Origin of the sequence: Enterococcus sp. DIV0421 (assembly GCF_051713745.1) — a bacterium.
GTDB classification, from domain to species: Bacteria; Bacillota; Bacilli; order Lactobacillales; family Enterococcaceae; genus Enterococcus_D; species Enterococcus_D casseliflavus.
Genome location: NZ_JBIOQM010000003.1, coordinates 14,349 through 36,467 on the forward strand (window position 1 = coordinate 14,349; position 22,119 = coordinate 36,467).

At 37.8% G+C, this 22,119-nt stretch carries 10 protein-coding genes and 2 pseudogenes; 2 read left to right on the plus strand and 10 right to left on the minus strand.

Features of this window, described 5'->3' with window-relative positions; all coding sequences use genetic code 11:
• Positions 1-25: 25 nt before the first annotated feature.
• The 5 genes from srtB to IGI96_RS18105 form a co-directional block, all read right to left on the minus strand.
• On the minus strand, positions 26-769 hold the full coding sequence (gene srtB, locus IGI96_RS18085; protein WP_438785483.1) for a class B sortase: 744 nt from the start codon (positions 767-769) through the stop codon (positions 26-28).
• The gene (gene lepB / locus IGI96_RS18090) at positions 769-1,281 is read right to left on the minus strand and encodes a signal peptidase I (protein WP_438785634.1); all 513 of its coding nucleotides are present in this window, start codon (positions 1,279-1,281) and stop codon (positions 769-771) included. The genes srtB and lepB overlap by 1 nt, the downstream gene beginning before the upstream one ends.
• Before the next feature lie 24 nt (positions 1,282-1,305).
• Entirely contained in the window at positions 1,306-1,989 is a 684-nt protein-coding gene (locus IGI96_RS18095) for a Spy0128 family protein (protein ID WP_438785484.1), read from the minus strand.
• A gap of 81 nt (positions 1,990-2,070) precedes the next feature.
• Entirely contained in the window at positions 2,071-3,144 is a 1,074-nt protein-coding gene (locus IGI96_RS18100) for a DUF7601 domain-containing protein (RefSeq protein ID WP_438785485.1), read from the minus strand.
• Between the two features lie 136 nt (positions 3,145-3,280).
• Entirely contained in the window at positions 3,281-13,762 is a 10,482-nt protein-coding gene (locus tag IGI96_RS18105) for a Rib/alpha-like domain-containing protein (RefSeq protein WP_438785486.1), read from the minus strand.
• Between the two features lie 481 nt (positions 13,763-14,243).
• Between IGI96_RS18105 and IGI96_RS18110 the strand changes: the two genes are divergently transcribed.
• Positions 14,244-15,389, plus strand: a complete 1,146-nt coding sequence (locus tag IGI96_RS18110) for a YSIRK-targeted surface antigen transcriptional regulator (RefSeq protein ID WP_438785487.1) — start codon at positions 14,244-14,246, stop codon at positions 15,387-15,389.
• A gap of 21 nt (positions 15,390-15,410) precedes the next feature.
• Here the strand turns inward: IGI96_RS18110 and IGI96_RS18115 are convergent, their stop codons facing one another.
• The 3 genes and pseudogenes from IGI96_RS18115 to tnpA all read right to left on the minus strand — a co-directional run bounded on the left by IGI96_RS18115 (position 15,411) and on the right by tnpA (position 17,973).
• Entirely contained in the window at positions 15,411-16,004 is a 594-nt protein-coding gene (locus tag IGI96_RS18115; RefSeq protein WP_438785488.1) for a recombinase family protein, read from the minus strand.
• A 672-nt stretch (positions 16,005-16,676) separates the two neighbouring features.
• Positions 16,677-17,522 (minus strand): annotated as a pseudogene (locus IGI96_RS18120) (RNA-guided endonuclease TnpB family protein).
• Between the two features lie 46 nt (positions 17,523-17,568).
• Entirely contained in the window at positions 17,569-17,973 is a 405-nt protein-coding gene (gene tnpA, locus IGI96_RS18125; protein WP_438785489.1) for an IS200/IS605 family transposase, read from the minus strand.
• Between the two features lie 164 nt (positions 17,974-18,137).
• On the opposite strand from tnpA, the pseudogene IGI96_RS18130 reads away from it, so the two are divergent.
• A pseudogene (locus IGI96_RS18130) lies at positions 18,138-18,283 on the plus strand (transposase); the annotation flags it as partial.
• 195 nt (positions 18,284-18,478) lie between these two features.
• On the opposite strand, the gene IGI96_RS18135 reads toward IGI96_RS18130, so the two are convergent.
• Together IGI96_RS18135 and IGI96_RS18140 are read right to left on the minus strand one after the other, a co-directional pair.
• A complete protein-coding gene (locus tag IGI96_RS18135) occupies positions 18,479-20,095 on the minus strand; it encodes an amino acid ABC transporter ATP-binding/permease protein (protein WP_438785490.1) in 1,617 nt (538 codons plus the stop codon).
• Complete coding sequence (locus IGI96_RS18140) at positions 20,095-21,816, minus strand: ABC transporter ATP-binding protein/permease (protein WP_438785491.1); 1,722 nt, start codon at positions 21,814-21,816, stop codon at positions 20,095-20,097. The genes IGI96_RS18135 and IGI96_RS18140 overlap by 1 nt, the downstream gene beginning before the upstream one ends.
• Positions 21,817-22,119 lie beyond the last annotated feature (303 nt).

Below are 22,119 nucleotides of genomic sequence, written 5' to 3' on the forward strand. Positions count from 1 at the left end.
CTCTTTCTCAAGTGTTCTTGTATTACTAACTTTCTACTACTCTTCCAAACACAAGAATTCTTCCATTTGTTTTCGTATTGTAACAGGTCGACAGTCCGATAATATCCTCATTTTCTTGTAACGAAATATTTCGATACTGCACTGCTTTTTCCTTTATTCTATTTAATAATGTTTGTTTGGAAGATTGATCGCTTCCAATCGGTTGAAACAAGACCATATCATAGGCATCACTTTCCACACAGGCAAAGATTTCTATCGTCTTTGTCCCATCGGATTGATAGAGGATTCCTTTCAGATGATGATTAAAGAACTCTTCTTCTAAGAAAGATACCAGACTTCCAAACATCATCTCCCCTTCCATGTGATGTCCATAAACAAGACTATAATCATCCTTAAAATCACGTTTGTTCCTGTAATCTAGGAAGATACTGCCTGATAAGGAAAAACTCCCGTCTACCGCCTTATTGATATATTCCATATTGTTCTTACCCTGTACTACCGGATAGTCGATCTTCGTCTCAGCGATCGTGAGCCATGCACATACATCTGGATTGATTTTTTGCAACTCGGCAAATGACAGTTCGTCATCTACTGTTCCTTTCGGCTTAAAACTTGAAATGATGTCGCTGTTATTTGCCCCCTTGTAGATCATATAAATATCCCACAGTCCAAGCAGACTGTAGGTTAGAACGATAAAGACAACAAGAGCAATCACAGCATTTAAACCTTTATTCGCTATTTTTATGATTTTGTTTCCCATGCTGTCCATCAGATGCCTCGCCTTCTGAAAAGATTAACAACCTTTCCTTTGATGTCATCTTTTGATACAGCACCGATAAATCGACTGTCGCTGGCATGCTCTCTATTATCACATAGAATAAAACAACTATTTTTCTCTACTTTATATGGATAAGTAATGCCTCCAGGCATTGCCTGCGTTAGAAAGAAGATCTCTTCCTGCTGGATATTTCCATTGACAAGAAGCTGCCCGTCACCGTTTAGTTCAATCGTATCGTCTTCTTTTGCCACGATCCTTCCGACTGCCTCTTGATCCCCGCTCTTGTAGAGTATGACATCTCCAAGCTGAAAATCATTGGTTAAGCGATAATAAATCAAGACATCTCCATCACGCACCTTTGGGTACATGGCTTCGCCTTTATTGAAATGAACACCAAATACAAACACAAACATGGATATGATAACAACAGAAAAAATCGTAAGTTTCATGAGGAAATAGCCCAATAAATTCGACTGTTTCTTTTTTACAGCTTCTTTTTCCATCTTCACCTATACTTTCTCTAATGTTCATACGGTTTCTTTTCTTTTGCGCTTATATATCAGTAATAACAGAGCTACTGATAAAATACCTAAACCTATATATGCATATAACGTTGAGTTTGTCATATCCCCTGTTTTTGGCATAGTACCCGACTTTTTATAGTTCAGTTTACCTAGATTTTCCGAAATACTTGGGTTTGGGATTTCTGCTTTCTTTGTATAGTGATTATTAAATACAAAGTTTCCTGCTTTTTCCGTACTGCCCTGAGCATTACCAACCACAGCAGGGATAAGGTTTCCCTGTCCATCAGCCTTTACCTGAACAGTTACATCATAGATTTTATGATCAAGTGTCCAGTCTTTTTCTTCTTGTGTAATTTGATGAATTTGATAATCAAATATACCTGCTTTGTCAAAAAGGATAGAAAAGTTTACTTTTCCCTCACCGTTTATACTTACCTGTTTTGCCTGAGGCAAAGGAGCATTCGGATCTTCGCTTGTCAATTCAAAACTAAATGGAATCGTTGGTATCTGTTCCTTATTCTCTCCATCACTTACCGTAAGCTTTGTTTGTACTTCGATATTCACCAAGGCATCCACTTCTTGAGCATACACATGACTTACTCCACTGTACAAAAGAGAAAATAGGAATAAAAACGCAAATACTATCAACTTCCATCTTTTTCTATGATTAGTTTGGCCAATTCCCATATATTTTTGCCACCTCCTTTAACTTGATAGAAGCCACACGCTTTTACACCTGTAGCTTCTAATTCCATAATGGCAAAATTTTTATTCAGTTATTTTTCTTTTTTTAGCAACAAGAAGAACGCCAAGACCTGCGACTAAAGCTAAACCTGCTGCATATGGCGCTACCGTTATGATCAGTCCTGTTGGGGTGATCGTGTTGTTTGTGTTTGTAAATGTTACTGTATTAGCTCCATCTTTAATTACAAATCCACCCTCTACATCTTTTTGTTCTTCACTCACTGTATGAGACAATGATTTTGTATAACCCTCTACATCTGTTTCAGTTATAGTATATTTTGTTCCTACAGGAAGATCAGCAAGTACAAATTTTTCACCATTTTTTAAATTGAATTGTTTTGCTGTACCAACTACAACTGCGTCTGTACTTGCTTGTTGATCTTTATCTGTCTTAGTTGCAGTGATAGATGTACCGGTTTTAAGAGTATTACTTTCTTCTACAGTTAATGTGAATTGGAAATCTTTATCAACTTCACCGGATACACCCTCAACTTTCTTATCAATAGCTAAGGTTTCTGTGTCATATCTGTTATCAAATCTCAAAGGTACTTTTTCCGCTTTAGGCTCACCATTATCACCTAACTCGTATGCAACCAACGCTACTACCTCTGCTTTTTCATTTACATAAACATCTAAAATATATTTTGTACTATCATAAGTAACAGCCGGACCATTTGAACCTGCATTTTCAGATACTTCATAACGATAGATTGCTGGATCACTACTTGGATAAGTTACATTAGCCTTATCACCAAAATTGTATTCTGCTGTCTTCTTTACTGTTTTTTCTCCATCCATAGGCTTATCTGTATTGGCAAATGTACTAGAAATATTGCCTGTATTGTTCAAATCAAGACCTTTTTTTACAATCAAATTATCAATTTTTTCTCCAATTTGTACATCTGATGGTTTAATACTAAACTCAAAAATTTCTTCAGGAGCAAAATTTGTATTCCCATCTAAAGTCAATACTTTCTCAATAGACAGATTTCCACTTCGAGTAATATTATTATTTTCTGCTGCAAAAGCCGGTACTGCTTGTGTTAATAATAGTGTAGCCACCGCTGTGGCTGCTAATAACTTTTTCTTTAAACTCATGTTATACAACTCCTTTAGTAATACAAATATTTTGACAAAAACATTCATTAGTTGAGTAGCGTCAATCATAAAAATCTCAAGGTAATTGAGGGAGAGGACTTCTCCCCCAATTCCTAACAAACAACTTACAACTCATCTAACATTCTTCATCTTTACGTTTTTTGAATATACCCAAAGCAAGAAGTCCACTTCCTGATAGTGTTAATAACCCTAAAGCTGTCTCTGTATTATTCGATACCTCTCCTGTAGCAGGAAATCTTTTATTTACTAACCCATCGGTATCACCTGCAACTGGTTGTGATGGATGTGATTCTGGATCCGTTGGATTGGTTCCTGCTTTCACTTCTTCTGCATCTGAGTAGCCGTCCCCGTCACTGTCTGCTTTCGCTGGATCTGTGCCAAGTTTTGCTTCTTCCTCATCGCTTAAGCCATCACCATCGGTATCACCTGCAACTGGTTGTGATGGATGTGATTCTGGATCCGTTGGATTGGTTCCTGCTTTCACTTCTTCTGCATCTGAGTAGCCGTCCCCGTCACTGTCTGCTTTCGCTGGATCTGTGCCAAGTTTTGCTTCTTCCTCATCGCTTAAGCCATCACCATCGGTATCACCTGCAACTGGTTGTGATGGATGTGATTCTGGATCCGTTGGATTGGTTCCTGCTTTCACTTCTTCTGCATCTGAGTAGCCGTCCCCGTCACTGTCTGCTTTCGCTGGATCTGTGCCAAGTTTTGCTTCTTCCTCATCGCTTAAGCCATCACCATCGGTATCACCTGCAACTGGTTGTGATGGATGTGATTCTGGATCCGTTGGATTGGTTCCTGCTTTCACTTCTTCTGCATCTGAGTAGCCGTCCCCGTCACTGTCTGCTTTCGCTGGATCTGTGCCAAGTTTTGCTTCTTCCTCATCGCTTAAGCCATCACCATCGGTATCACCTGCAACTGGTTGTGATGGATGTGATTCTGGATCCGTTGGATTGGTTCCTGCTTTCACTTCTTCTGCATCTGAGTAGCCGTCCCCGTCACTGTCTGCTTTCGCTGGATCTGTGCCAAGTTTTGCTTCTTCCTCATCGCTTAAGCCATCACCATCGGTATCACCTGCAACTGGTTGTGATGGATGTGATTCTGGATCCGTTGGATTGGTTCCTGCTTTCACTTCTTCTGCATCTGAGTAGCCGTCCCCGTCACTGTCTGCTTTCGCTGGATCTGTGCCAAGTTTTGCTTCTTCCTCATCGCTTAAGCCATCACCATCGGTATCACCTGCAACTGGTTGTGATGGATGTGATTCTGGATCCGTTGGATTGGTTCCTGCTTTCACTTCTTCTGCATCTGAGTAGCCGTCCCCGTCACTGTCTGCTTTCGCTGGATCTGTGCCAAGTTTTGCTTCTTCCTCATCGCTTAAGCCATCACCATCGGTATCACCTGCAACTGGTTGTGATGGATGTGATTCTGGATCCGTTGGATTGGTTCCTGCTTTCACTTCTTCTGCATCTGAGTAGCCGTCCCCGTCACTGTCTGCTTTCGCTGGATCTGTGCCAAGTTTTGCTTCTTCCTCATCGCTTAAGCCATCACCATCGGTATCACCTGCAACTGGTTGTGATGGATGTGATTCTGGATCCGTTGGATTGGTTCCTGCTTTCACTTCTTCTGCATCTGAGTAGCCGTCCCCGTCACTGTCTGCTTTCGCTGGATCTGTGCCAAGTTTTGCTTCTTCCTCATCGCTTAAGCCATCACCATCGGTATCACCTGCAACTGGTTGTGATGGATGTGATTCTGGATCCGTTGGATTGGTTCCTGCTTTCACTTCTTCTGCATCTGAGTAGCCGTCCCCGTCACTGTCTGCTTTCGCTGGATCTGTGCCAAGTTTTGCTTCTTCCTCATCGCTTAAGCCATCACCATCGGTATCACCTGCAACTGGTTGTGATGGATGTGATTCTGGATCCGTTGGATTGGTTCCTGCTTTCACTTCTTCTGCATCTGAGTAGCCGTCCCCGTCACTGTCTGCTTTCGCTGGATCTGTGCCAAGTTTTGCTTCTTCCTCATCGCTTAAGCCATCACCATCGGTATCACCTGCAACTGGTTGTGATGGATGTGATTCTGGATCCGTTGGATTGGTTCCTGCTTTCACTTCTTCTGCATCTGAGTAGCCGTCCCCGTCACTGTCTGCTTTCGCTGGATCTGTGCCAAGTTTTGCTTCTTCCTCATCGCTTAAGCCATCACCATCGGTATCACCTGCAACTGGTTGTGATGGATGTGATTCTGGATCCGTTGGATTGGTTCCTGCTTTCACTTCTTCTGCATCTGAGTAGCCGTCCCCGTCACTGTCTGCTTTCGCTGGATCTGTGCCAAGTTTTGCTTCTTCCTCATCGCTTAAGCCATCACCATCGGTATCACCTGCAACTGGTTGTGATGGATGTGATTCTGGATCCGTTGGATTGGTTCCTGCTTTCACTTCTTCTGCATCTGAGTAGCCGTCCCCGTCACTGTCTGCTTTCGCTGGATCTGTGCCAAGTTTTGCTTCTTCCTCATCGCTTAAGCCATCACCATCGGTATCACCTGCAACTGGTTGTGATGGATGTGATTCTGGATCCGTTGGATTGGTTCCTGCTTTCACTTCTTCTGCATCTGAGTAGCCGTCCCCGTCACTGTCTGCTTTCGCTGGATCTGTGCCAAGTTTTGCTTCTTCCTCATCGCTTAAGCCATCACCATCGGTATCACCTGCAACTGGTTGTGATGGATGTGATTCTGGATCCGTTGGATTGGTTCCTGCTTTCACTTCTTCTGCATCTGAGTAGCCGTCCCCGTCACTGTCTGCTTTCGCTGGATCTGTGCCAAGTTTTGCTTCTTCCTCATCGCTTAAGCCATCACCATCGGTATCACCTGCAACTGGTTGTGATGGATGTGATTCTGGATCCGTTGGATTGGTTCCTGCTTTCACTTCTTCTGCATCTGAGTAGCCGTCCCCGTCACTGTCTGCTTTCGCTGGATCTGTGCCAAGTTTTGCTTCTTCCTCATCGCTTAAGCCATCACCATCGGTATCACCTGCAACTGGTTGTGATGGATGTGATTCTGGATCCGTTGGATTGGTTCCTGCTTTCACTTCTTCTGCATCTGAGTAGCCGTCCCCGTCACTGTCTGCTTTCGCTGGATCTGTGCCAAGTTTTGCTTCTTCCTCATCGCTTAAGCCATCACCATCGGTATCACCTGCAACTGGTTGTGATGGATGTGATTCTGGATCCGTTGGATTGGTTCCTGCTTTCACTTCTTCTGCATCTGAGTAGCCGTCCCCGTCACTGTCTGCTTTCGCTGGATCTGTGCCAAGTTTTGCTTCTTCCTCATCGCTTAAGCCATCACCATCGGTATCACCTGCAACTGGTTGTGATGGATGTGATTCTGGATCCGTTGGATTGGTTCCTGCTTTCACTTCTTCTGCATCTGAGTAGCCGTCCCCGTCACTGTCTGCTTTCGCTGGATCTGTGCCAAGTTTTGCTTCTTCCTCATCGCTTAAGCCATCACCATCGGTATCACCTGCAACTGGTTGTGATGGATGTGATTCTGGATCCGTTGGATTGGTTCCTGCTTTCACTTCTTCTGCATCTGAGTAGCCGTCCCCGTCACTGTCTGCTTTCGCTGGATCTGTGCCAAGTTTTGCTTCTTCCTCATCGCTTAAGCCATCACCATCGGTATCACCTGCAACTGGTTGTGATGGATGTGATTCTGGATCCGTTGGATTGGTTCCTGCTTTCACTTCTTCTGCATCTGAGTAGCCGTCCCCGTCACTGTCTGCTTTCGCTGGATCTGTGCCAAGTTTTGCTTCTTCCTCATCGCTTAAGCCATCACCATCGGTATCACCTGCAACTGGTTGTGATGGATGTGATTCTGGATCCGTTGGATTGGTTCCTGCTTTCACTTCTTCTGCATCTGAGTAGCCGTCCCCGTCACTGTCTGCTTTCGCTGGATCTGTGCCAAGTTTTGCTTCTTCCTCATCGCTTAAGCCATCACCATCGGTATCACCTGCAACTGGTTGTGATGGATGTGATTCTGGATCCGTTGGATTGGTTCCTGCTTTCACTTCTTCTGCATCTGAGTAGCCGTCCCCGTCACTGTCTGCTTTCGCTGGATCTGTGCCAAGTTTTGCTTCTTCCTCATCGCTTAAGCCATCACCATCGGTATCACCTGCAACTGGTTGTGATGGATGTGATTCTGGATCCGTTGGATTGGTTCCTGCTTTCACTTCTTCTGCATCTGAGTAGCCGTCCCCGTCACTGTCTGCTTTCGCTGGATCTGTGCCAAGTTTTGCTTCTTCCTCATCGCTTAAGCCATCACCATCGGTATCACCTGCAACTGGTTGTGATGGATGTGATTCTGGATCCGTTGGATTGGTTCCTGCTTTCACTTCTTCTGCATCTGAGTAGCCGTCCCCGTCACTGTCTGCTTTCGCTGGATCTGTGCCAAGTTTTGCTTCTTCCTCATCGCTTAAGCCATCACCATCGGTATCACCTGCAACTGGTTGTGATGGATGTGATTCTGGATCCGTTGGATTGGTTCCTGCTTTCACTTCTTCTGCATCTGAGTAGCCGTCCCCGTCACTGTCTGCTTTCGCTGGATCTGTGCCAAGTTTTGCTTCTTCCTCATCGCTTAAGCCATCACCATCGGTATCACCTGCAACTGGTTGTGATGGATGTGATTCTGGATCCGTTGGATTGGTTCCTGCTTTCACTTCTTCTGCATCTGAGTAGCCGTCCCCGTCACTGTCTGCTTTCGCTGGATCTGTGCCAAGTTTTGCTTCTTCCTCATCGCTTAAGCCATCACCATCGGTATCTGGTGTTGCTTCCTTAGGATTTACCTTCGTTGGAACTTTGATTTCATCTTTGCTTCCATCTGGGTAAGTTACTTCAACTGTTGCTTCCCCTTCGCCTTCTGTATCAGCGCTTGGTTTTTCTTTCACAGTTGCAGTTGCTCCTTCCGGAACTTCCACTTTGCCTAAGATGTCATCATCATTGAATGCTTCTCCTACTGTTGTTTCTACTGGAGTTTGATCTTTCAATGTTGGTTCTTTTTCGTCGGCTTCTGTTGGTGTTGCTTCCTTAGGATTTACCTTCGTTGGAACTTTGATTTCATCTTTGCTTCCATCTGGGTAAGTTACTTCAACTGTTGCTTCCCCTTCGCCTTCTGTATCAGCGCTTGGTTTTTCTTTCACAGTTGCAGTTGCTCCTTCCGGAACTTCCACTTTGCCTAAGATGTCATCATCATTGAATGCTTCTCCTACTGTTGTTTCTACTGGAGTTTGATCTTTCAATGTTGGTTCTTTTTCGTCGGCTTCTGTTGGTGTTGCTTCCTTAGGATTTACCTTCGTTGGAACTTTGATTTCATCTTTGCTTCCATCTGGGTAAGTTACTTCAACTGTTGCTTCCCCTTCGCCTTCTGTATCAGCGCTTGGTTTTTCTTTCACAGTTGCAGTTGCTCCTTCCGGAACTTCCACTTTGCCTAAGATGTCATCATCATTGAATGCTTCTCCTACTGTTGTTTCTACTGGAGTTTGATCTTTCAATGTTGGTTCTTTTTCGTCGGCTTCTGTTGGTGTTGCTTCCTTAGGATTTACCTTCGTTGGAACTTTGATTTCATCTTTGCTTCCATCTGGGTAAGTTACTTCAACTGTTGCTTCCCCTTCGCCTTCTGTATCAGCGCTTGGTTTTTCTTTCACAGTTGCAGTTGCTCCTTCCGGAACTTCCACTTTGCCTAAGATGTCATCATCATTGAATGCTTCTCCTACTGTTGTTTCTACTGGAGTTTGATCTTTCAATGTTGGTTCTTTTTCGTCGGCTTCTGTTGGTGTTGCTTCCTTAGGATTTACCTTCGTTGGAACTTTGATTTCATCTTTGCTTCCATCTGGGTAAGTTACTTCAACTGTTGCTTCCCCTTCGCCTTCTGTATCAGCGCTTGGTTTTTCTTTCACAGTTGCAGTTGCTCCTTCCGGAACTTCCACTTTGCCTAAGATGTCATCATCATTGAATGCTTCTCCTACTGTTGTTTCTACTGGAGTTTGATCTTTCAATGTTGGTTCTTTTTCGTCGGCTTCTGTTGGTGTTGCTTCCTTAGGATTTACCTTCGTTGGAACTTTGATTTCATCTTTGCTTCCATCTGGGTAAGTTACTTCAACTGTTGCTTCCCCTTCGCCTTCTGTATCAGCGCTTGGTTTTTCTTTCACAGTTGCAGTTGCTCCTTCCGGAACTTCCACTTTGCCTAAGATGTCATCATCATTGAATGCTTCTCCTACTGTTGTTTCTACTGGAGTTTGATCTTTCAATGTTGGTTCTTTTTCGTCGGCTTCTGTTGGTGTTGCTTCCTTAGGATTTACCTTCGTTGGAACTTTGATTTCATCTTTGCTTCCATCTGGGTAAGTTACTTCAACTGTTGCTTCCCCTTCGCCTTCTGTATCAGCGCTTGGTTTTTCTTTCACAGTTGCAGTTGCTCCTTCCGGAACTTCCACTTTGCCTAAGATGTCATCATCATTGAATGCTTCTCCTACTGTTGTTTCTACTGGAGTTTGATCTTTCAATGTTGGTTCTTTTTCGTCGGCTTCTGTTGGTGTTGCTTCCTTAGGATTTACCTTCGTTGGAACTTTGATTTCATCTTTGCTTCCATCTGGGTAAGTTACTTCAACTGTTGCTTCCCCTTCGCCTTCTGTATCAGCGCTTGGTTTTTCTTTCACAGTTGCAGTTGCTCCTTCCGGAACTTCCACTTTGCCTAAGATGTCATCATCATTGAATGCTTCTCCTACTGTTGTTTCTACTGGAGTTTGATCTTTCAATGTTGGTTCTTTTTCGTCGGCTTCTGTTGGTGTTGCTTCCTTAGGATTTACCTTCGTTGGAACTTTGATTTCATCTTTGCTTCCATCTGGGTAAGTTACTTCAACTGTTGCTTCCCCTTCGCCTTCTGTATCAGCGCTTGGTTTTTCTTTCACAGTTGCAGTTGCTCCTTCCGGAACTTCCACTTTGCCTAAGATGTCATCATCATTGAATGCTTCTCCTACTGTTGTTTCTACTGGAGTTTGATCTTTCAATGTTGGTTCTTTTTCGTCGGCTTCTGTTGGTGTTGCTTCCTTAGGATTTACCTTCGTTGGAACTTTGATTTCATCTTTGCTTCCATCTGGGTAAGTTACTTCAACTGTTGCTTCCCCTTCGCCTTCTGTATCAGCGCTTGGTTTTTCTTTCACAGTTGCAGTTGCTCCTTCCGGAACTTCCACTTTGCCTAAGATGTCATCATCATTGAATGCTTCTCCTACTGTTGTTTCTACTGGAGTTTGATCTTTCAATGTTGGTTCTTTTTCGTCGGCTTCTGTTGGTGTTGCTTCCTTAGGATTTACCTTCGTTGGAACTTTGATTTCATCTTTGCTTCCATCTGGGTAAGTTACTTCAACTGTTGCTTCCCCTTCGCCTTCTGTATCAGCGCTTGGTTTTTCTTTCACAGTTGCAGTTGCTCCTTCCGGAACTTCCACTTTGCCTAAGATGTCATCATCATTGAATGCTTCTCCTACTGTTGTTTCTACTGGAGTTTGATCTTTCAATGTTGGTTCTTTTTCGTCGGCTTCTGTTGGTGTTGCTTCCTTAGGATTTACCTTCGTTGGAACTTTGATTTCATCTTTGCTTCCATCTGGGTAAGTTACTTCAACTGTTGCTTCCCCTTCGCCTTCTGTATCAGCGCTTGGTTTTTCTTTCACAGTTGCAGTTGCTCCTTCCGGAACTTCCACTTTGCCTAAGATGTCATCATCATTGAATGCTTCTCCTACTGTTGTTTCTACTGGAGTTTGATCTTTCAATGTTGGTTCTTTTTCGTCGGCTTCTGTTGGTGTTGCTTCCTTAGGATTTACCTTCGTTGGAACTTTGATTTCATCTTTGCTTCCATCTGGGTAAGTTACTTCAACTGTTGCTTCCCCTTCGCCTTCTGTATCAGCGCTTGGTTTTTCTTTCACAGTTGCAGTTGCTCCTTCCGGAACTTCCACTTTGCCTAAGATGTCATCATCATTGAATGCTTCTCCTACTGTTGTTTCTACTGGAGTTTGATCTTTCAATGTTGGTTCTTTTTCGTCGGCTTCTGTTGGTGTTGCTTCCTTAGGATTTACCTTCGTTGGAACTTTGATTTCATCTTTGCTTCCATCTGGGTAAGTTACTTCAACTGTTGCTTCCCCTTCGCCTTCTGTATCAGCGCTTGGTTTTTCTTTCACAGTTGCAGTTGCTCCTTCCGGAACTTCCACTTTGCCTAAGATGTCATCATCATTGAATGCTTCTCCTACTGTTGTTTCTACTGGAGTTTGATCTTTCAATGTTGGTTCTTTTATAAATGATTGTTTTGGAACAAATACATATAGATAGCGATATTCTATCTCATTTTCCTTAGCATCTTTTGCCATTGCAGGAACATCCGTAAGTAAAATGTATTTCCCGTTTTCAACTTCGACTTTAGTCGGTAATTTTCCGAGTACAGCTTTCACTTCAGAATATTGACCTTCTACAGCTTTTTGATAACTTCCATCCTTCTGACTCTTGTCTGCATGTTCATTCCAAATATTTAGAACATCTCCAGTGAATAAATCAGCAGCTTGATACAAATATTTAATGCCATCTGATTCAAACAACTCATCAATCTTCTTATCTTCTGCTAATTCTTCCTCTGTTCTATATTTTAAATCATACAGAACCTTAGTAACCACTTCATGTCGAATTGCTCTTTGTTCTTTTTTGATTGTTTTATCAGCTGAGATAGTATCGATGGAATTATCTGGATACCTCACAGTTACAACACCATCTAAAGACACCTCAACTTCTGTTTTTTCAGGAAAAGTTGGATTTGCATTTTTTACAGCTTCAGCAACTGCTTGTTTTTCTAATTCTGTTAACTCAGTTGGATTAGAAACAGTCACTACTGTTGGATCTACAGGGGTAATCTGATCAGTAATTGGACCATAGGATAATGTAACAGGTACAATTTCCGTCATTGTACTTGTACTATCCTTGGTATTTAAATAGGTCAATTTAACATAAACAACATTATCTTCACCCATTGATGGAATCTCGTCTGTAGTCTCGCCATCCTTAGTCACAAGTTCCTTGCTTTGAACATATCCTTCTGGGATACTTTGTCCATTATCGGTTTTTACTGTAACTAACTCATAGATCTCATCTTTTTCGAAAGTATCTCCGTAAACATGAGTTCCTTCTTGAGATTCTGCTAAAGTAGTAATGATATTAAATTTGTTATTTGCATCACCTGGATAATCTTGCCAAGTAATATGATTTCCAGCTTTATCAGTGGCTTCTACAAGCATTCCATAATGTCCTAAAACTGTTTGAATTTCGCCTGAATCTTGTTGAACAGTACCTTTGTCACTGCTTGTCAAATAACCTTCTGACGAATCGAGTACTAAACCAAATCTTGATAATGATGTATAGTTTTCTTTACCACCATTAAGAACATTAACATTAGCTACTCTGTCATAAGATTGAATCCCTGATTCATCTGTAACATCAACCTTAATATTAGATTCTTTTGTAATTTTGACATTCTTTCCAACTGGGATATGATATGTGACACTATTAACCGTTGGTTTTGTTGTGTCTTCCTTAGGATTTACCTTCGTTGGAACTTTGATTTCGTCTTTGCTTCCATCTGGGTAAGTTACTTCAACTGTTGCTTCCCCTTCGCCTTCTGTATCAGCGCTTGGTTTCTCTTTCACAGTTGCAGTTGCTCCTTCCGGAACTTCCACTTTGCCTAAGATGTCATCATCATTGAATGCTTCTCCTACTGTTGTTTCTACTGGAGTTTGGTCTTTCAATGCTGGTTCTTTTTCGTCGGCTTCTTTAGGATGGTCATCAGGATCATTAATTTTTGTGCCGACTTCGTTTTCTTTATAGTCCGCATAGCCATCAAAATCCGAATCCTTTGGCCCAATCCCCCAAGCTCGTACATAGCTTCCATTACCATTTTGAATCACTGCTAGAGCTGGTAGTTCCCGCCAATCATAGCCATCTTCGACTTCTACAGTTAACTTCCATTGAAATGCATTTGAAGAGGCTCTTTCTTGACTTGTAATGACGCCGCTAAATTTATTATCGTCAAACCATCTATTGAGTTGTTCATCATTCCAATATCTAACTTCTCGATCAAAGTGATTTTTTAAGTCTGTTCCTGTCCAATATTCTCGGCTTTTATTCCCTGCCCATTGATCAGTCAATCTATTTTCTAGATAAAGTGTGTCTTCTACTTCAAAAACCGCACTATCGTACTGATCTCGTTCATAGCGTTCAACTTTGTTCTCTACCACTGTAGCATGTGACGGTATATAAAAATATAACCATGGATAACTCCAATGCTCACTTCTATTATTAAATTGGACAGTATAATCAATATAATGTTTCCCATCAACTTCTCGATGTTTTTGAGAAACCCATGCTGAACCACCTTGCTTAGTTCCAGAATTATCCCTTACTTCTTGCTCCGAATCACTAAATGCACCTTGACGTACATCCAGCCAATTACTATAAGCATCCACTGTTGCTGGATCACTTGTCAAAAAACTTATACCTAACAAACAAGAAACCAAGCCTATTGATAACTTCTTCATTCCCCATTTAGGTCTTTGAGTGTCCGACTTTAACTTTTTAGCTTTAATTATATTTCTGTATAATTCCAATCGACAATCCTCCTCATCTTTTTCTAGTTAATTACCAACGTCTATAACAAACTCTATAAAATCAAACTCCTTTCTACAATCAAACAAAATAACACCTGTAACAAAACGTACACCTTTTGTTACAGGTGTTATTTTGTTTGACTGGTTGAAAATTGATTGTAAATATAGCGTACTCAAAACAAATGAATACTTAGCTTTTATTACATTTGCATTGTAACAAAAGGTGTAGTTTTCGTTACAAGCACATTATATTTAGGACAAATATTACCCCCCATAATAAAAAGACGCAAAAAGCGTCATATCAACATTTGAAAAGGGTTTATATAAAAACAAATTTTAAATTTCCGCTTGACAAAGTATTACGAACATTTATATTATCAAATTAAATAACTAAAAAAAGGGTGAAATATATATGGGGATATCACTAGACAATCGAAAAAAAATAAAAAAACTAAGTTCTATTATTGATTTATATGTGACAGTTTATGACTACAATTTTAACGAACTATCAATAAAGGGCTTAAGAAAACAACCATTCACTCGAGCTCTTCCACCATTAGACGAAGAGAAACCGCTTACAATACAATGCGGTAATTTTCAAGAAATTTGGTTAGTTTTCCCACTTGAAGATTGCTTTGTTTCAATTGGACCTATTCATCATTTGCAAAAACAAAATATTTTAAAAATCGTCGATAAATCCGAAAAACATTATGTTCAGAACATTCCTGTATACTCCTCTGATCATTTGAGGAATTTATTGGCCATCATCGATGATCTGTTTTCTTTGAATCTAGAAAATTACTACACTAGATTTTTACAAGGTAAAATAATAAATAATAAAATTCACTTTGAAAAACCTTTAACAAAAGAAACGCTGGATTCTTACAAAAAAAACTTTTGTCTGGAACATAGGTTGATGAAACTCATGTCAACAGGAGATCCCTACGCTTTACAACAACTTGTTCAAGAAATTCCATTAGGAATACTCCCTATTCCCAATACCTCCTCTATAAGAGAAGAAAAAAATTACTGTATCTTACTGATGGAAAAATTATCTTGGTTTGTTATACAAATGGGAGGAGATGTTATGGATAGTTTAGCTTTACGCAATTTTTATGTAAAAGAAATTGAGGAACAAGAAACTCTCTTAGATATCTTGACAACAAGAGATAGTGCTATCATACATTTTACTGAATCTCTACAAGAGATCCATGTAAAATCATATTCAACATTCATCCATCAAGTCATCCAATATATTGGGTTTCATATTTATGACGCAACAATTCTATCAGATATTGAAAACCACTTTTATGTTTCAAATACTCACTTACGTCGCCGTTTTAAAAAAGAGGTAGGAATTACAATTGGAAGTTACATCCAGCAGCAAAAAATATTGGTTGCCAAATGTCTACTATTGAGTCAAATGCCCCCTTCCAAAGTTGTAAAAGAATTACATTATCATGACACCTCACATTTTTCAAAAATATTCAAAAAACATACTGGTTTAACACCACTTCAATTTCAAAAAAAAAATAGATGCTCTACAGAAATGCAATAAAAAATCCCAAAGAATTAAGTATTATTTTTGATTTTTTATCCATCTAGAAAAGGTCGTATGACTAACTCCTAATCGTTTTGCACCATCTCTTAAACTGATATGCCCTTCTCTCCATAACCCTGAGACTAATTCAAAATCAGAGGGATATTCCTTTTTAGGTCGACCAAACTGTATCCCTCTCATTTTAGCTGCCTGAATGCCTTCTTTTTGTCTCTGGCTAATGTTTTCTCTTTCTACTTGAGCAACATATGATAAAACCTGTAATACTAAATCTGCAATAAATTCTCCTGTAATCCCCTTTACCTTTTGCCTAGTATCTAACATAGGGAAATCCAAAACAATGATATCGACTTCTTTTATAATCGTTAAATATCTCCATTCCTCTAAAATCTCCTCATAATTTCTTCCTAAACGATCAATTGACTTAATGTATAATTCATCTCCTTTCCTTAATTTTTTTACTAATTTCCTATAATTTTTTCGTTTAAAATCGCTTCCCGTTTGATAGTCAATCATCATTTGTTCTCTTTCTAATCCCACACTTTCCATAGCTAAAACTTGTCTATCAATATTTTGATCTTTAGTGGAAACTCTTATATAAGCATATCTTCTCATTAATTTTTCCCTTCATTTTTAGTTATTCTTTTAAATTAATATCTTACGTACAATCATTACCCAATAATTTAAAATTTCTCTACCAATTAAAATTTAATAGATAAGTATTACGTATGTTAAAAATAAACAGGCTAAAAATTTTAATGTTATTCTCCACACTACTCCCTTAAACTATAAAAGCTTACATCATGTGATTTTAATCACAAATAAAGATGCTAAATCTCTTAAATATATACGTATTACTTTACCAACTATCCTACTTAACTAAAAATCAACATATACTTTTTTTGTTAAGTATTTTGATAACGAATCGTTGTGAAAAAACAAATATTAATTTTTGTTATTTGTATGAAAAGTAATCAAATCTCATCAACAGTTTTAAATAACTTTAGTTATTTAAAACTCAACCATGAGCTTTATCTGACAAAAACTTATTGATTCAAAAAATAACTTGGACTAATTATTTTCTATAGCAATTATAATAACTATACGCACTATAACATAAAACGATGAAAGTGAACTACTCACCACTTAAGCTAAACCTAACGGGTTCTTACGCTTGAAGTGGGAACTTCTTGGGAAAAGAGCATACTTGATAGCATATTTCTTTACTAACAGGGGTGTCTCTTATTTACCAATCCCCGTAGTTCCTACGGTTCTTGTTTATTTGATTTAAGCCAATCCCATAGAAAGTAGCCTTAGACCTTCGGTCAGGATATTGATACCATGCATTGATATCTCAGTCATGATAAGTATGGCAAATAGAACCAGTCCATTCTTGAATTTCAAGAGATTTCTTGGTGTCTTTACGTCCACAATTCGAACAGATTTGACTAGAAGGAAAGCACTTATCCACTTTGATGATCTTCCAACCGTACCAGTCAGCTTCGTATTGTAATTTAGTCACAAAACTAGATCAAGAAACATCCGAAATACTTTTTGCTAGTTTATGATTACGCAATATACTTTTTGTGTTTAAGTCTTCAATACAGATATTATCGTGATTTTTAATAATTTCTGTGCTCAACTTATTCAGAAAATCAGTACGTTGATTCATTACTTTTATCATGCAATTTTGCTACTTTACGTTTTTGTTTTTGATAATTTCTAGCTTCACACAGATTGATATCTTTTTGTTTAGCTAATAAGGAACGTCTTGACAACTTACATTGTTCACATTAAAGTTTCTTTTTCATTTTGCTTGTTGGGTGTATAACTTTGAACTGGATTTTTCTTGCTTTTGAAACGAGGAAATCCGACGGATTTATTGCGAAAGAAATTCTTATACGCCTTATCCAGATTGAGTTGTCCATTCGCTAAAGCCAGACTATCCACTTCTTTCAAGAACGGAAAATCTTACTTATATTTTGCAGACGTTGGAAAACTCATTTTTTTAGAGTAATCTTTTCTAGTTTCTTCATAAACATTCATTCGGTCATTAAGCATTAGATTGTAAAACTTACGTACACAGCCAAAAGACTTAACAAAAAAGGATTCTTGCTCTTCTGTTGGATAGATTCTAAATTTATATGCTTTTAGTCACTCCATAAAGCTTACTCGCTTTCTATTTATGATTATTTCCTTGATTTTGAATATACTTCCTAATCACATCAATTGGTGCTCCACCAGTTGTCAGAAGGCAAAAACTTTTTGACCAGAACATTTCTTTCCAAAGAAATTGTTTGACTCTTGGATAATCACGCTTTATCAAACGTGAGCTGGCACTTTTATAGGCATTAATAAATTTTGTCAACTCTGTTTTTGGTTGAGCTTTGAACATAATATGAACGTGGTCTTTATCATGATTCCACTCAACTAAAGTGATGTGATACGATTCTGAGATTCTTTCAAAAGTCGCTTTAGCGTAGTTAGATATTTCATTATCAATTACTTGTCTACGATATTTCGTTACTAAAACAAGGTGGTAATAAAGAAGAAATACTGAATGGTTATTTGTATCTAATTCCATGTTACATCAACTCATTTCTTGTATAGACTGATTGTAACATAGGACAAAATAAAAAGACAATACGCCTTAGTTTTCGGTCTTCAAGTTACCGACGGTAACCCTCATACCGAACGGCATTTATCACCCACCTATAGAGGATGGGCGACTTCTGCCTAGTTATGTTAAAAACCAGCTATAGTAATGGTATATTAGAAAGAACAAACAACAAGATAAAAGTGATCGAGTAGCCTACGGCTATCGAAATTTCCACAACTTTCGAGCAAAGACTTATCTCATTCAAGGCTTGATCTTCCAAATAAAAACCAGTTAAGCACTCTGCCTAACTGGTTATGACTAAATTTTCAATTGTATATCTCTCTACCAACACTAAATGTCAAAGAGCCAGAATGTAATTCATTCTGGCCCAGATTTGATGTTGCATAACGCTTCAGTCCTCGTAAAATATATTTTGTCCAAATAATTTTATTATGATTTTGTAATTAATATTTACCTAAACAAAAAATACTCACTCAATTTTGATAATCCTATCACAAATACTAAGCGGTAGTGTACGATGACTCAACAATAAAATAGTCTTGTTTTTCATATGAGTTAAAATAGCAGTTAAAATAATATTCTCATTTAGCACATCTAAATTACTCGTTGGTTCATCCAATAATAATATAGGTGCATCTTTCAAAAAACAACGTGCTAATCCTAAGCGCTGTCTCTCTCCCCCAGAAAAATTTGTTCCTAATTCTTTTATTTGAGTATTGAATCCCTCTGGAAGATCTAAAATTAAATCTAGTATTGAAGCTTTTTCACAAGCTATTTTTATCTCGGATTCAGTTGCTTGCGGCCTTGCAATTAATAAATTATCTATAATACTTCCTTCAAACAGATCTGTTTCTTGAGTCATATAACTAATATTCTCCCAAAGATACTCAGTATTTAAAGAAGTGATATCATTCCCATCTATCATTATTTTTCCATTGTCAACGTCCCAGAATCTCATCAATAAATTTAACAATGTCGATTTGCCCACACCACTTTTTCCTTCTATACCAACAATTTCACCCATATCTACTTTGAAATCAATATTTTCTATAATCTTACTCTCTTTATCATATCCAAATGATACGTTTTTAAATTGAATTATAGGAAACATTGATGGCTCTAAACCATTACGAACTTCTTTAACAATTGGTTCTTCATTTAGAATACTAACAACTCTTTCTGCACTAGCTATCGTTTGTGAAAGACCATTGCCAAGAAGTGTAATGGGAATAATGCTTTGAAAAGAATAATATGATGTTAATCCAAATACTAATGGATTTAAGCCTATTTTATTTGTATATAGAACAACAAAAAAACTGAATGAAATTGTAAATAAATCTATCAAACAAAGTAGCATTGATAATTGATTGACTAACTTTCTTTGATTATCACAAATTCGTTTATTGATACTTTCAGCTTTACTTAATGCTTTTGATGAATAAGAAAATTGTACAATTTCATCAATCCCTCTTAAAATATCCAAAAAAGCAGCGTTAAGAGATCCTACCCCATTCCTCATATTAAGCGCTGCTTTTTGTGAGCATTTTGAAAAGATAATTGGCAGTATAATTCCTAAAAAAAGATATGAACTTCCTAACAATATCGCTAATCCCTGATTAACACTATAAAAAAAACTTATATAAACAACAGAGGTGAATAATGCAATCATGATTGGGGAAATCGTATGTGCAAAAAAAACTTCTAGCAACTCAATATCTCCACCAATCATCGACATAATATTTCCTTTATTAATTTGACTCAATTTAGCAGGTCCTAGTTGTCTAATCTTTTTAAAAAGCTGTGCTCTTATAAATGCCAAAATTTTAAAAGCAATTAAATGATTCATGTATTGTTCCAAATATTTAAATAATCCCCGAAAAAAAATTAACAATAACAAACCATACAAAAAATAAACATCGAATTTATTAAACAAAATAACACTAATAATCAAGTGACTTGACGTATATACCATTCCTGTAAAAACTAAAAACGATAACGTTCCTGATAATATGGCAATACACATTTCTTTGCTGAGTGGTCTAACTAAGTATATTAGTTTAAATAAAACTTTTGCTGATCCAAACACTACAGTATCCCCCTGCTAAACGCTTCTATTTTGAATTGTAAATCAACCATTTTTTTGTAGATATCATCAATCTTCATGAGTTCTGAATGAGTTCCTTTTCCTAGAATTTTTCCTGAGTTCAAATGAACAATCATATCCGCTTCCACAATATTTTTTAATCGATGAGAGATAACAAACACTGCTCTTGACTTAGATAACTCCTTAATTATGTTAAAAATAATTTCTTCACTCTCTGCGTCAATATTTGAAGTTGCTTCATCAAATATATACATAGGACTATCTTTTATAATAGCTCTTACTAACGCCAGTCTCTGTCTTTGACCTCCAGATAGATTGCTCCCTCCAGATGTGAGCAAACAATCTAATCCTCCTCTAAACTTAAGTTCATCAAACAATCTCACTTTTTTTAATAAATCAACTATATATTCATCAGAAACATATGGTGAAGCTACTAACAAATTATCTCTGACTGTTCCTTCAAAAAAATGTGAGTTATGCCCTATCCTAGTAATAACTGTTTCCAAACGTTTATTTTTCAAACAAGATTTGTCTTTATTTACAAACATGATTTGTCCAGTATAATTGTTTGTAACTCCCAATATCAAATTCATAAGGGTTGTTTTCCCGCATCCAGATTCTCCGACAAACGCAATAAATCCTTTTTCAAGATTTATTTCTAAGTTGATTTCATCAAGAACCTTTTTCTGATTTTTATAATTAAAACTGAGATCCTTTATTACTAAGATATCCAAAAAATTAGAACAAACTTTTTCTGATTTGGTATCAGGAATTTGTAATAAATCTATTATTTTTTTCCCAGCTGCCACCCCAGTCATTGCAACATGAAATGTGCTAGTTAAAGTTATCATTGGTTTAAATCCCTCTAACATTATTATTAGAGTAACAATCAGACCAAATTCATTTAAATTACCACTTATATACTCTTTTCCAGCAAAGCATATAACAAATATAGTACTACCATAAGCAATCCATTCAATTATTGTAATTGAATTTAATTGCATGGCTAATATACTCATAGTTTCTTTCCGAAAGTCCTCTGAAAGTCGTTCAATTTCTTTTTGCCTTTTCTTATCAGCACAAAATATTTTCAAAGTTTTAATGCCTTGAAGAGAATCTAAGAACAATTGACTTACATCTTGATATTTCCCCCAATATTTAGTTTGTTTAGTCGTAACCATCTCTAATAAAAATTTTAAAAATAACGGTATAATTGGAAATAGCATTAAAAATAGTAGTGCAACTCTCCAATTTAAAAAAAATAAAATACAAAAAGTTACAAAACTAGTCCCGTAAACACCATAATACTCAGTAACAAATCTACCATAATAATTCTCTAATTGTTCAATTGTATCTACTCCCATATTTATCAAATCCGAAGTTGAAAAATTATTTTTATATGCTGCTCCAATACTCAAACTTTTCTCCAGCATCACTTTCCTTATATTAGATTTTACCTGACTAATAATTTTTGCTTGAAATTTTGTGATTCCTTTAATAGCAAGAGCTCTTACTTTAAACCCAATCACAAAACTCCCTATCACGCTTAAAGAAAGAAAAGCTTTTTCTTCCCCTAATACAAAAGCTGCAAAAGCTACAGCAATTAATCCTAGCATTAGGACTCTAATCATCATTAGGAAAACAACAGTAATAATTAACTTTCTTGAAGTTCCTATAAAATTATATAAATACTTATCGAGCATTTTATCCTCCTATAATTATGTATTACAATAACAATAAAAATATCATTGATATATTGGCAAACACCTCATTTAATTATTTAAAATAACACATGCACTCTGTCCTCTTATCATATTAATTCAATATCCAAAACACAGTTTCTCTCTAGATAAATCGAGAATATAATATTTATATTAGACTTTAACAAGGATGAATCTTTGATTTTTTATTTCGTCCACCTCCTATACTTATTCAATTAGAATAGTACTCATTTTTTATTATTCCAACATAATCTCTTATTTCAAGATATAGTGAAATAAGAGATT

What these genes read in the sequence shown, in the direction of transcription:
- IGI96_RS18095 (WP_438785484.1), bottom strand. Translation starts at nt 1,989, where the DNA reads ATGGGAATTGGCCAAACTAATCATAGAAAAAGATGGAAGTTGATAGTA.
- tnpA (WP_438785489.1), bottom strand. Translation starts at nt 17,973, where the DNA reads ATGGAATTAGATACAAATAACCATTCAGTATTTCTTCTTTATTACCAC.
- IGI96_RS18140 (WP_438785491.1), bottom strand. Translation starts at nt 21,816, where the DNA reads ATGCTCGATAAGTATTTATATAATTTTATAGGAACTTCAAGAAAGTTA.
- IGI96_RS18115 (WP_438785488.1), bottom strand. Translation starts at nt 16,004, where the DNA reads ATGAGAAGATATGCTTATATAAGAGTTTCCACTAAAGATCAAAATATT.
- IGI96_RS18105 (WP_438785486.1), bottom strand. Translation starts at nt 13,762, where the DNA reads ATGAAGAAGTTATCAATAGGCTTGGTTTCTTGTTTGTTAGGTATAAGT.
- lepB (WP_438785634.1), bottom strand. Translation starts at nt 1,281, where the DNA reads ATGGAAAAAGAAGCTGTAAAAAAGAAACAGTCGAATTTATTGGGCTAT.
- IGI96_RS18110 (WP_438785487.1), top strand. Translation starts at nt 14,244, where the DNA reads ATGGGGATATCACTAGACAATCGAAAAAAAATAAAAAAACTAAGTTCT.
- srtB (WP_438785483.1), bottom strand. Translation starts at nt 769, where the DNA reads ATGGACAGCATGGGAAACAAAATCATAAAAATAGCGAATAAAGGTTTA.
- IGI96_RS18100 (WP_438785485.1), bottom strand. Translation starts at nt 3,144, where the DNA reads ATGAGTTTAAAGAAAAAGTTATTAGCAGCCACAGCGGTGGCTACACTA.